This window comes from Actinomyces ruminicola (assembly GCF_900103885.1).
GTDB classification, from domain to species: domain Bacteria; phylum Actinomycetota; class Actinomycetes; order Actinomycetales; family Actinomycetaceae; genus Actinomyces; species Actinomyces ruminicola.
The window spans coordinates 15,691-28,066 of the sequence record NZ_FNIM01000024.1 but is presented as its reverse complement, the minus strand read 5'-3'; the positions used below and the strand labels follow the sequence as shown (position 1 = coordinate 28,066).

The following is a 12,376-nucleotide window of genomic DNA, read 5'->3' as shown; positions in this document are numbered from 1 at the left end:
CTGCCCCCGACAGGCGGGCGGGAGAGTAGGACACCGCCGGCACACCCACCCACCCACAACCACAAACAAAACCAAAAACCACCACCAACACACCGAACTGGGGCGCAGCGGCCCACCCATCGGCTATCCTCAACCCACAGACGCCAGGCTGGCAGGAGGAGGATGCGATGACTTCGGTGGCGTGTGGGATAGACATCGGCGGCTCGGGAGTCAAGGGCGCCCGCGTGGACCTGGACACGGGGGAGTTCATAGGCGACCGCATACGTATTGAGACTCCGCAGCCGGCGACGCCCGACGCGGTGGCAGAAGTGTGCAAGCGGCTGCTCGAGGGGCTTGGTATTAGCGACAACGTGCCAGTTGGAGTGGCCTTCCCGGCGCCGATTGTGCATGGCACCGTCCCTTTCATCGCAAACCTGGACGATTCATGGGCCGGTATCGACGTGAATGACTTGATGCTGCGTCATCTAGGACGGCCGGTCACCGCACTCAATGATGCCGACGCCGCTGGTCTCGCGGAGGTTGCCTTCGGTGCTGCGAAGGGAGTTGCGGGAACCGTAATCGTCACCACGCTCGGCACCGGCATCGGCTCTGCGATCATTGTTGACGGCACCCTTGTGCCCAACACCGAGCTGGGACACCTTGAGATCGACGGCTACGACGCTGAGAAGCGCGCCTCCTCCGGGCAGAGGGAGCTGCAGGAGCTGTCATGGAAGAAGTGGGCCAAGCGGCTGCAACGGTACTACTCGCACGTCGAGATGCTGTTCTCACCGGACCTGTTCGTGGTGGGCGGAGGAGTCTCCAAGAAGCATGAGAAGTTCCTTCCGCGTTTGGACTTGAAGACCCCCATCGTTCCGGCGCAGTTGCTCAACACCGCGGGCATCGTGGGGGCGGCGTATCGCGCCAGCCAGGCACAACAGGCATAGAAGCGCACCACCATACTTGGCTGTATCGGCGTGGTAGGGCCTACCCTGTTCACATGATGCAGCCGCACACTGATCCGCTGACCGGTCCCGCGACCGTAGTCCTGGTTCCCGTCACCGCCGCGGGTGACGTGGAACCCCGCTTCGGCCGCGCCCCGCGCGTGGCCGTGGCAACCGTCGCCGACGGGGTTGTCACAGGCTGGCAGGAGCACTCGGTGGGATGGGACGTTGCTCACGATGCCGGCACCGAGGGATCGCATCACGCGCGCATCGTCAGATTCCTTAACGAGCATCGAGTGGACACGATCGTTGCGGAGCACATGGGCGCCGGCATGCGGCGGGTGGTGGCTCGCATGGGTATCCGCCTGCTGGCCACCCCTGGAGGTGACGCACGCGCGGCGGTCGTCACCGCCCTGGCCTGCGCAGAGACTGGGGAGGCCGGTCAGAAGCGGTGACGAGCGTGCTGGGGCCCTGCTCCCCGGCTTCAGCACTGAGCGCCTCTCGTTCGGCAATGTCCGGCGGGGCGTGCGATCTTCGGCTCAGCCGCAACAGATGAGGGGGCGACGGCAGATGCGCCGTCGCCCCCTCATCCGCTCGTCTCGGAAGAGCTCAGCTCAGTGCTGCGGCCACCGCCAGGCGCAGGGAGTCCTGGAAACGCGTTTCGCGCTCCGCCGCGGTCATGTCCCCGGAGTGGTCGAGCAGGTGGTCGGAGATCGTCAGCACCGCCAGGGCCTGCTTGCCGAACTCGGCGGCAACCCCGTAGAGGGCTGCGGCCTCCATCTCCACGCAGAGCGTGCCGTAGGCGGATAGACGCTCGGTCTGCCCCTCGGGCGTGAAGTAGAAGTGATCGCGGGAGATGATCGTGCCGGTGTGCATGCGATCCGCCAGCCCCGCTTCGAGGCCGGCACGGTAGGCGGCCATCGCCAGGCGGAAATCGGCGACCGCGGAGAAGTTGACGCCCGGAATGCGCAGCTGGTTCATCGCAGAGTCGGTGTGGGCACCGGTGGCGATGACGACGTCGCCGACGTGCACCTTTTCGCTGATCCCACCGGCAGTGCCCACGCGGATAATGCGCTCGACTCCGTATTGGCTGAACAGCTCGGTGGCGTAGATGGAGAAGGACGGCTGCCCCATCCCCGAACCCATGACTGACAGCGGCTTGCCGTCCACGGTTCCGGTGAAGCCGAGCATACCGCGAACATCTGTCACCAGGCGGGCATCATCCATCAGGCCCTCGGCGATGCGCTGAGCGCGGCGGGGATCTCCCGGCATAAGCACTGCGGGGGCGAAGTCGCCCGGCTCAGCGGCAATATGAGGCGTGGCCATGGTCGTCCTTTCAATCATCAGTCAACAAGTGCGGCGCCGAAATGAGTCCCGGCACCGCCGGGTGACTCGGAGCGCGCGACATGTCAGTGTCGCACACCCCGCAGGGGTGCGGGCCGGGCAGGTCCAATAGGCGCCCATACGAGACATTCAGACCTCTCCGCCATGTCCGCCTTTGGCGTCCTCCGCCCGGTGGCGTCGGGATGATGCGCGGTCCGTGGACGTAGACGCGGGTCACGCTCGCCGGGGCCGTCCACATGGCGGGACATGGTAGGAGGGCGCGCGGACTGCGACTACCGTCCTACTGTTTCTAGCCCTGTGCCATCCCGCACGGGCAGCCGGTGACGCCGGCTCCTCACAACCCGGAAGGTTCTAAATGCCCTCCAGCCCCGGATCGCCAACCACCACACAGCTGCCTGCACGCGAGCAGTGGAGCGGACAACTCGGATTCCTCATGGCCGCGATTGGCTCGGCGATCGGCCTGGGAAACATCTGGCGCTTCCCCGGCACCGCCTACAACAACGGCGGTGGCGCCTTCATGGTTCCCTACATCATTGCTCTGCTGATCACCGGTCTGCCAGTGCTCTTCCTCGACTATGCGCTCGGGCACCGCTTCCGCGGCTCCGCTCCGGCCGTCTTCCGACGGGTATCCAAGAAGTTCGAATGGCTCGGCTGGTGGCAGGTCTTCATCTGCTTCGTCATCATGACCTACTACGCAGTCATCGTCGCCTGGGCGTTGCGCTACACGCTGTTCTCATTCACCACTGCGTGGGGTGATGACGCCGCCGGGTTCTTCAGCGACTACATCGGCCGGACCACTCTGGCGGACTCCTCCACGCCCGCGTACTCACCGATCCCGATCCTGGGCGTGGTTATCCCGCTGGCACTGGTGTGGGCCTTCGGCATCTTCGTGGTCGCCCGCGGTGTTTCGCGGGGAGTGGAACGCGCCAACCGAGTCTTCCTACCAGTGCTGGTGGTCATGTTCATCATCCTCGTGGTGCGTGCGATCCTGCTCCCCGGAGCCACCGACGGGCTCAACACGCTGTTCACCCCCGACTGGAGTCGGCTGACCGATTACACCGTCTGGGTGGCCGCCTTCGGACAGATCTTCTTCTCCTTGTCCATCGGCTTCGGCATCATGCTGACCTACGCCTCCTACCTCAAGCGCCGTTCCAACCTCGTGGGCACCGGGTTCACCGCCGCCTTCGCCAACTCCTCCTTCGAGATCCTCGCCGGTATCGGCGTATTCGCCACTCTCGGTTTCATGGCCCACGTCGAGGGCGTGGCCGTGGCGGAGCTGGAGGGCATCCAGGGCGTTGGGCTGGCCTTCATCACCTTCCCGACAGTCATCTCGCAGATGCCCGGCGGCGCGCTGTTCGGAGTCCTGTTCTTCGCCTCCTTCTCGATGGCCGGCCTGACCTCCTTCATATCCATCCTGCAGGTCGTCGCCCCGGCAGTGGGGGAGAAGCTCGGCTGGTCCAATGGCAAGGCGACCCTGGCGGCCGGCCTGCCCAGCGCAGCGCTCTCCCTGCTGCTGTTCGGCACCGCCTCGGGGCTGTGGGATCTGGACATCGTCGATGCCTATATCAACTACATCGGCGTGGTCGGCTCGGCCATCGTCATGTGCATTGGGCTCGGCCTGGTGCTGCGGCGCCTGAAGGAGCTGCAGCGCCATCTGAACCTGGTCTCGGACACTCGGATCATCGGTGGCTGGTGGCAGGCGCTCGTCGCCGTGGTCGCCCCGCTCCTGCTCGGGTACATGTTCGTCCAGAACGTCTGGTCCTACGTGACCAACGGTTACGACGAGTACTCCGCCGGCCTGCAGGGCGTCTTCGGGTGGGGCACCATTTTCCTGGTCGCCGTTGCCACGGTCGTCTTTACGCGCATGCGGTGGCGCACACCGGTGGACGAGTACCTACCTCTTAGCCTGGACGTGCTCGAGGAGGTGAAGTGAGATGACCGGAGAGGCAATCGCCGTGATGCTCGTCGCCATCGTCATCATCTGGGGCGGCCTGGCCGTATCCGTGACGGCTCTGATCGTGCGCGGGCGCCGTGAGGACGTTGAGGCCCGGGAGGCCGCGCTTGCCGCCGCCCACGAGCACCTGAGGCATCCGCAGGAGTCTTGATGACGGGAGCTGATACGCCACCAGCCGACTCAGGTTTTGTGGCACCGCAAGCGTGCGACACAATGCACCACATGTCCTCACCTTCGGATGTGTCGCTGTCCGCACCCGCCGCGCGCCCGCGGCTCGTCGCCTTCGACCTGGACGGGACACTGGCCCCCTCCAAGTCGCCTATGCCCGAGCGCATGGCCGCCGCATTGCGCGCGCTGCTCGACGTCGTCCCCGTGTGCGTCATCTCCGGCGGGCAGATCGGGCAGTTCCGCGAGCAGGTGCTCGCCCGGCTGGGCGCCACCCCCTCTGAACTGGGACGGCTCCACCTCATGCCCACCTGCGGCACGCGGTACTACACCCACAACCCCGACGACGGGGACTGGACGCTGGTTTACGCCAATGACCTCACCCCCACGCAGGTTGAACAGGCCTGCACCGTCGTCGAGGCCGAGGCCCGGCGCCTCGGGCTGTGGGAGGAGCACACCTGGGGGCCGGCACTGGAGGACCGGGGCAGCCAGATCACCTTCTCCGCTCTGGGGCAGGAGGCTCCACTGGAGGCGAAGCAGGCCTGGGACCCCACCGGCGAGAAGAAGGCACGTCTGCGCGATGCCGTCGCCGCCCTCCTGCCCGACCTGGAGGTGCGCTCCGGCGGTTCCACCAGCGTCGACATCACCCGCAAGGGCATCGACAAGGCCTACGGCATGAGGAAGCTCGCCGAGGTGACCAGCATCCCGCTGGAGCAGATGCTGTTCGTGGGTGACCGTCTCGACCCTCAGGGCAATGACTATCCGGTCAAGGCCATGGGCGTGGCCTGTCAGGCAGTAGACACCTGGGAGGACACCGCCGCCTTCGTGGCCGAGCTGGCCGCGCGTCTTGCAATGGGTGACCAGAACTGAGCCGCGTTCCGACCGCCCCGCGACGCGCTCTCAGTGCGCTCGCCAATGGGCTCGGTGCCCGCCGAGCCGCGCTTCGGCGCTGGTGGCGGGCACGCACCGCCCGCTTTCGCAAGGTGGTCCGTACCGTCGCCCTGCTGCTGCTGACCGCGGCCGCCTCCCTGGCTGTCGGTGTGTCCACAGCGACGGCGTCCTCACCCCTGGGCCCCCATGAGGCCACTTGGTCGGTCACTCTGGACTCCACACTCACCGTTGACCTCGGGCCCCTCGGATCGGTCACCATGGACTCCCCCGCCGGTCTCCTCGGGGTTGAGGTGATCGTCGGGGAGATTCCAGGAGAGCCCGATCCCGAGGCGGTCTCCGCCGAAACACTCGGCCAGGCGCTGAGCTCCGATGGGGCCGCATATGTAGCCCTGATCACCCATCCCGAATTGACCATTCAACGCGGACTGCGGGCTCTCGCCGACGACGCCCTGCGGCGCGCCGGCCTGATCGAGTCGGTGCTGCTGTGCCTGGTCACCGCTGGGCGCCTGGCCGGGCTGCGCCCGCCCCGGTGGCGGGCAGGCCGCCACATGCCGCGTGCCGCCGCGGCGGTGCTGGCCGTGACCTCCGCGGTGGTAGTCGTCGCCGTCGTCGTCCCGGCCGTGCACACCGGTCCGGCGGCCGGGACCCGGCTGGAGGTTCTGGCGGGCACCCCGGTGGAGAATGCCCGCCTGTCCGGGCGGGTCGCCGACATCGTGCAGGCCTATGGCGGCCGCGTGACTGCCTTCATGGATGAGAACACGGCCTTCTACACCGCGGCGGAGGACAACCTGCGGGCGGCATGGAGTGCGGCGGCCGCAGTCGACGGGGCTGTTGACGTCACGGCGGTCGATGGCACGGTGGACGGCTCCGCCATCGATGCCGCCTTCCAGGAGGCTGCCGCCAGGGGCACGACCCCGGTTGGGATCGCTACGCCCGAGGTCACCGTCATCACCCCGGCGGCAGCCTCCCCGACCGCTGCTCCCACAGCCCCGGCCACCGGCATCTGGGCGGTGGATCCGCAGGAGAACAGCACCGTGGTGCTCTCAACCGACCTGCACTGCAACCTCGACGTGATTGCCTTCACCGGTGTGCTGGATGAGCTCGCCGGCGCGGATGTTCACATGGACGGCGGTGACCTGACCATGACCGGAAGCCAGCCGGAGTCGATCTGTGTGGATGCGCTGTCCGACGCCGTACCCTCCGGCGTCGCGCGCGTGGCCACCATCGGCAACCACGACTCGGACTCCACCGTGGAGCGGCTGCGCGCCCAAGGATGGACCGTCACCGACGGGACCGTTCAGGCCGTCGCCGGGCTGAACGTGCTCGGTGACGTCGACCCCGACCGCACCTCCGCCAGCGGCACGGTTCAGCGCGGACAGGAAGACGCCGCACAGCTCGGCGCCCGCCTGGCCTCCGCCTCCTGCCAGGCGGCCGAGGCGAACAGGCGGGTCGACGTGGTCCTCATCCACCAGCCCTACACCTTCGCCCCCCTGATCGCCGAAGGGTGCGCCCCGCTGCTGATCGCCGGGCACGTACACCAGGAGCGGGGCATGACCACCACCGCCGGTGGGAACCTCCCGGTATCCCAGCTAGTCTCCGGGGCCGGCAAGGGCGGCACCTCCATCGGGCGGGTCACCCAGGACGCCTACCTGCACGTGCTGTCCTTCACCCCCGACGGCGACCTGGCCGCCTGGCGTACCGTCACCCTGCATGGGGACGCCTCCGTCACCGTGGGCGCCTGGCAGCCCGTGCCCGGGGTGACGGAGCCGGAGGACTCCTGACAACGGCCGCTGGCGGATGCGAGCGCCGCCCATTCGCCCCGCGGCCGCGGTGAGGCACAATGGGGACGCGCCCCGGAAGCGGCCGGGACGCGTCCCCGGGAGAAGAGGCTGAGGAGATCCGCCGATGGCGCATGTGCCCACACAGGCCGAGGTCGACGCGATGATCGACGCTATGAGCGAGGAGGAACTCGACGCATACCTCGCCGGCGGCCCCGCCCCAACAGCCGGCACGCACGTCGAAGCACCCGCCCAGGAGCCGGAGGGGCCCGCCTGGCGGAGTGCCACCGGTGCTCCCCGCTCCTACGCGGCACTGCTGATCGTCGGCTCGTTGATCGGCATCGGCGCCTGCTGGGAGCTGATCGTCAGTCAGATCAACCAACTGCGCCAGCCGGACGCCGGCCTCGTTTGCGACGTTAACCCGCTGGTGTCCTGCGGCGACTCCCTCAACGTCTGGCAGGGCAACCTGCTGGGAGTCCCCAACTCCTTCATCGGAGCCATGGCCTTCGCGGTGCTGCTGCTGATCGGGCTGCTGCTCGCCTCGGGCGCGCGGCTGCCCCGCTGGGTGTGGTGGGGGCTAGTGGCCGGAACCGCCGTCGGTATCGCATTCGTCGCCTGGTTCCTGACCGTATCGATCGGCACCTTCGGCAAGCTGTGCCCCTTCTGCACCCTGATCTGGGCGGTGACCATCCCGATCGCCGCCAATACCTGGGCCCGGGCCGCGCAGGGCGGCCATCTCGGCCTGCCTCCCGGCGCCGTCCGCCGTCTGGTCGGCGGGCGCTGGTGGATCACCGGGGTCATGTATGCGGCGGTTGCCGGGATTGTGCTGGTGGCCTTCTGGGACGGTTGGGTGGCGATGCTGCGATGAGCCCGGTTTACCGGGAGGAGCCGATGAGGGAGCTCACCGCCGACGGCTCGTCGGTCACCCAGGACTATCTCAAGGCCGTGTGGGCGGCCTCCGAGTGGGGCGGCGAGGGCGCCTCCATCACCGGACTGGCCCGGCGCATGGGGGTGGCGCCATCGACCGCCTCGGAGAATGTGGCCCGCCTGGTGGAGGCGGGTCTACTGGAGCACGCCCCCTATCGGGCAGTCACGCTCTCGGCTCAGGGACAGCGCCTCGCCCGGGGGATGGTGCGCCGGCACCGGCTGCTGGAGACCTACCTGGTGGCGGCCCTGGGCTTCGAGTGGGACGAGGTACACGCTGAGGCCGAGGTGCTCGAGCACGCCGTCTCCGACCGGCTGCTGGCGGCACTCGACGCGGCGCTCGGGCATCCCGCGCGGGACCCGCACGGTGATCCCATCCCGACCGCCGACGGGCGAGTGGCCGTGCCCGACCTGTGCGCCGTCGACTCACTGCGTGTGGGACAGTGCGGCGTGGTGGGGCGCATCCGGGACGACTCGGACGTCCTCAAACAGCTGGCCCAGGCGGGCATCGGCTTGGATACGCGGGTGCTCGTCGTAGGTCGGGGCGGTGACGCGGACCCTCGCGTCACCAGCGTGCGGGCCGTGCGATCCGACGGTGCTGCTGCTGCGGGGGAGGGACCAATCGCCGTCGTCCCCGCCGGCTGCCTGTGGGTGCTGGCCCCACCGGACGCGGCACAGGCGCCGCAGTAATCACCCGCTTATTCATCTACGCTGAGACTGTGAGCGAAACAACCAGCCCCGCGCAATCCGTTTTCACCAAGATCATCGGCGGCGAGCTGCCCGGACGCTTCGTCTGGGCCGACGATACCTGCGTCGCCTTCGCCACCATCGCCCCGCACACCGACGGGCACGTGCTCGTGGTGCCGCGTGAGCCGATCGTCTCCTACGTCGACGCCCCCGACGAGCTAGTCGCCCATCTGGCGGTCGTCGCCAAGCGCATCGGCCGAACCCAGACGCGCGTATTCGACGCCGCCCGCGCCGCCGTCATGGTGGTCGGCTACGAGATCGACCACCTGCACCTGCATGTGCTGCCCATCCGCTCGGAGGCGGATGTCGCCCCCGCCGCCGCACGTCACGACGTTACCGACGCTGAGCTAGACGCCGCCATGGAGCGCCTGCGCGTCGGCCTGCGCGAGGACGGCTGGGGCGGGAACGTGCCCGCATCCCTGAACTCCCCGGCGCTGGCCTGAGCCGCCCTCAGCGGGCTGCCGCGCGTGCCGCGCCACCGCAGCTCTGTGCCCCGGCCCAGGCGGCCGACGTGACCGGCGTCGCGCCTCCACCTGTCGGACCGGCGCCAATGCGGGGGCCGGGCGGGGGATAGGCTGACCCGCAGCAACGGGGCCGTGCGCCGTTCGGCCTGCCCGCCGACGGCGTGGCGGCCCCGCCCCATTCACACGAGCTAAAGGGAGCGCCCCCGCGATGACGGAGAACAGTCGGGCCCAGCAGACCGCCGAGCAGAACGCCACGCCGTACCGGTACACGGCCGCCCTGGCCGGACGCCTGGAGACCGCCTGGCAGGACCGGTGGGAGAAGGAGGGCACCTTCCACGCCGACAACCCCGTTGGCGCGCTGTCCGGTCCCGACGCCGCCAAGGAGAAGTTCTTCCTGCTGGACATGTTCCCCTACCCCTCAGGGCAGGGGTTGCACGTGGGCCACCCGCTGGGCTACATCGCCACCGACGTCGTCGCCCGCTTCACCCGCATGACCGGCAAGAACGTCCTGTACACCATGGGGTATGACGCCTTCGGCCTGCCCGCCGAGCAGTACGCGGTCCAGACCGGCCAGCACCCGCGCATCTCCACCGAGGCCAACATCGCCAATATGCGCCGCCAGCTGCGGCGGCTCGGCCTGTCACACGACTCGCGCCGGTCGCTGGCCACCATCGACGTGGACTACGTGCGCTGGACCCAGTGGATCTTCCTGCAGGTGTTCAACTCCTGGTTCGACCCCGACGCCCCCCGCCGCGACGGCCGCGGCACCGGCGCCGCCCGCCCCATCGGCGAGCTGGTCGACAGGCTCGCCGCCGGGCAGGTGCCCACCCCGGACGGGCGCCCCTGGTCGGAGCTGAGCGCCGGGGAGCGGGCCGACGTCGTCGACTCCTACCGCCTCGCCTACGTCTCCTCCGCCCCGGTCAACTGGTGCCCGGGCCTGGGCACCGTCCTGGCCAACGAGGAGGTCACCAGCGAGGGCCGCTCCGAGCGCGGCAACTACCCCGTGTTCAAGCGGAACCTGCGCCAGTGGATGATGCGCATCACCGCCTACGGCGACCGCCTGGCCGAGGACCTGGACAGCGTGGACTGGCCGGAGAAGGTCAAGACCATGCAGCGCAACTGGATCGGCCGCTCCGAGGGCGCCGAGGTGACCTTCTCCCTGCCCGGTGCGGACGCCGTCGGCGCCAGCCAGAACGAGCTGACCGTCTACACCACCCGCCCCGACACCCTGTTCGGCGCCACCTTCATGGTGGTAGCGCCCGAGCACCCGCTGCTGGGCGGTCTGTCGGGTGCCCCCGAGGCACAGGACGCCGCCGCCCTGACCGTGCCTCAGGCCTGGCCGGAGGGCACGCGCGAGGCGTGGACCGGCGGCTACGCCACCCCCGCCGAGGCGGTGGCAGCCTACCGGGCGCGCGCCGCCCAGGCCACCGAGGCCGAGCGCACCGACGAGGAGCGCACCAAGACCGGCGTGTTCACCGGCCTGTTCGGCACTAACCCCGTCAACGGCCAGGCCGTGCCGGTGTTCGTCGCCGACTACGTGCTCATGGGCTACGGCACCGGCGCCATCATGGCGGTCCCCTCCGGTGACCAGCGTGACTGGGACTTCGCCCGTGCCTACGACCTGGACGTCATCGCCACCATCGCCCCGCCGGAGGGATTCTCCCTGAACGAGGCCGCCTGGACCGGGGACGGAGAGATCATCAACTCCGCCAACGATGAGATCGACCTCAACGGCATGGGTAAGGACGAGGCCAAGGCCGCCATGACCGTCTGGCTGGAGGCGAAGGGCTATGGTCGTGGCGCCGTCACCTACCGCCTGCGCGACTGGCTGTTCTCCCGCCAGCGCTACTGGGGCGAGCCCTTCCCGATCGTCTGGGACGAGGACGGCCGCCCCCACGCCCTGCCCGAGTCCATGCTCCCGGTGGAGCTGCCGGAGGTCAGCGACTACTCCCCGCGCACCTTTGACCCCGACGACGCCGCCTCCTCCCCGGAGGCGCCGCTGGGCAAGGCCGACAACTGGGTGGAGGTCGAGCTCGACCTCGGCGACGGTAGGCGCAAGTACCGGCGCGAGACCAACACCATGCCCCAGTGGGCCGGCTCCTGCTGGTATGAGCTGCGCTACATCGACCCCACCGACGCCGAGCACCTGGTCGACCCGGCCAACGAGGCCTACTGGATGGGGCCGCGTCCCGGGGCCGGCAACACCTCCGGTGGCACAGACCTGTACGTCGGTGGTGTCGAGCACGCCGTCCTGCACCTGCTCTACTCCCGCTTCTGGCACAAGGTGCTCTTCGACCTGGGCTACGTATCCTCCTCCGAGCCCTACCACCGGCTGTTCAACCAGGGCTACGTGCAGGCCTACGCCTACACCGACTCCCGTGGCCAGTACGTGCCCGCCGACGAGGTGGAGGAGACTCAGGGTGAGGACGGCAAGCCCGTCTTCACCTGGCAGGGGCAGCCCGTTAACCGCGAGTACGGCAAGATGGGCAAGTCCCTGAAGAACATCGTCACCCCCGACGACATGTACGACGCCTACGGGGCCGACACTTTCCGCGTCTACGAGATGAGCATGGGGCCGCTCGACCAGGACCGGCCCTGGGACACCCGCGCCGTCGCCGGCGCCCAGCGCTTCCTGCAGCGGCTGTGGCGCAACGTCGTCGACGAGACCACCGGGGAGGTGACGGTTGCCGACGCCCCCGCCGACGAGGCCACCCGCCGCCTGGTGGCCCGCACCATCGTGGGTGTGCGCGAGGACTACGAGGGACTGCGGCTGAACACGGCGATCGCCAAGCTGATCGTGCTCAACAACCACCTCACCGGCTTGAACTCCGTGCCGCGCGAAGCGGTGGAGGCCCTGGCCCTGATGGCCGCGCCCGTGGCCCCGCACATCTGCGAGGAGATCTGGCAGCGGCTCGGGCACACCCGCTCCCTCGCCCATGAGCCCTTCCCGGTGGTTACCGACGAGGCGCTCCTGGCGGCTGAGAAGGTGACCTGCGTGGTGCAGGTCAAGGGCAAGGTACGTGACCGCCTGGAGGTCGACCCCGACATCGACGCCGCCGAGCTGGAGAAGCTGGCCCTGGCCGCCCCCGGCGTGGTCCGCGCGCTGGACGGCCGCGGCGTGCGCAAGGTGATCGTGCGCGCCCCCAAGCTGGTGTCCGTCGTCCCCGAGTGAGGGACGGCGCCCCGTCG

The 12,376-nt window shown here is 69.0% G+C and carries 11 protein-coding genes; 10 read left to right on the top strand and 1 reads right to left on the bottom strand.

Annotated elements, in window-relative coordinates:
* The first annotated feature begins 167 nt into the window (after positions 1-167).
* Positions 168-923: a polyphosphate--glucose phosphotransferase gene (gene ppgK, locus BLR49_RS12405; RefSeq protein ID WP_092538080.1), complete on the top strand. Its 756-nt coding sequence runs from the start codon at positions 168-170 to the stop codon at positions 921-923.
* A gap of 53 nt (positions 924-976) precedes the next feature.
* Positions 977-1,375 (top strand): NifB/NifX family molybdenum-iron cluster-binding protein, encoded by a 399-nt coding sequence (locus BLR49_RS12400; protein WP_218121365.1) that lies wholly within the window; start codon positions 977-979, stop codon positions 1,373-1,375.
* A gap of 154 nt (positions 1,376-1,529) precedes the next feature.
* Here the strand turns inward: BLR49_RS12400 and deoD are convergent, their stop codons facing one another.
* Positions 1,530-2,246 carry a purine-nucleoside phosphorylase gene (gene deoD, locus BLR49_RS12395; protein ID WP_092538078.1) on the bottom strand — a complete coding sequence of 239 codons (717 nt, stop codon included), beginning with the start codon at positions 2,244-2,246 and terminating at the stop codon, positions 1,530-1,532.
* A gap of 373 nt (positions 2,247-2,619) precedes the next feature.
* Here deoD and BLR49_RS12390 point away from each other — a divergent pair, with 373 nt between their 5' ends.
* The 8 genes from BLR49_RS12390 (at position 2,620) to BLR49_RS12355 (ending at position 12,359) form a co-directional block, all read left to right on the top strand.
* Complete coding sequence (locus BLR49_RS12390; RefSeq protein ID WP_092538076.1) at positions 2,620-4,197, top strand: sodium-dependent transporter; 1,578 nt, start codon at positions 2,620-2,622, stop codon at positions 4,195-4,197.
* 1 nt (position 4,198) lies between these two features.
* Positions 4,199-4,369, top strand: a complete 171-nt coding sequence (locus BLR49_RS12385; RefSeq protein WP_092538074.1) for a methionine/alanine import family NSS transporter small subunit — start codon at positions 4,199-4,201, stop codon at positions 4,367-4,369.
* Positions 4,370-4,440: 71 nt separating this feature from the next.
* On the top strand, positions 4,441-5,253 hold the full coding sequence (locus BLR49_RS12380; protein WP_092538088.1) for an HAD-IIB family hydrolase: 813 nt from the start codon (positions 4,441-4,443) through the stop codon (positions 5,251-5,253).
* A 113-nt stretch (positions 5,254-5,366) separates the two neighbouring features.
* Positions 5,367-7,055 carry a metallophosphoesterase family protein gene (locus BLR49_RS12375; protein ID WP_245690716.1) on the top strand — a complete coding sequence of 563 codons (1,689 nt, stop codon included), beginning with the start codon at positions 5,367-5,369 and terminating at the stop codon, positions 7,053-7,055.
* A 124-nt stretch (positions 7,056-7,179) separates the two neighbouring features.
* Entirely contained in the window at positions 7,180-7,920 is a 741-nt protein-coding gene (locus tag BLR49_RS12370; RefSeq protein WP_092538072.1) for a vitamin K epoxide reductase family protein, read from the top strand.
* Between the two features lie 23 nt (positions 7,921-7,943).
* The gene (locus tag BLR49_RS12365; protein ID WP_092538070.1) at positions 7,944-8,666 is read left to right on the top strand and encodes a metal-dependent transcriptional regulator; all 723 of its coding nucleotides are present in this window, start codon (positions 7,944-7,946) and stop codon (positions 8,664-8,666) included.
* 29 nt (positions 8,667-8,695) lie between these two features.
* Positions 8,696-9,166 (top strand): HIT family protein, encoded by a 471-nt coding sequence (locus tag BLR49_RS12360; RefSeq protein WP_092538086.1) that lies wholly within the window; start codon positions 8,696-8,698, stop codon positions 9,164-9,166.
* A gap of 229 nt (positions 9,167-9,395) precedes the next feature.
* The gene (locus BLR49_RS12355) at positions 9,396-12,359 is read left to right on the top strand and encodes a leucine--tRNA ligase (protein WP_092538068.1); all 2,964 of its coding nucleotides are present in this window, start codon (positions 9,396-9,398) and stop codon (positions 12,357-12,359) included.
* The last annotated feature ends 17 nt before the right edge of the window (positions 12,360-12,376 follow it).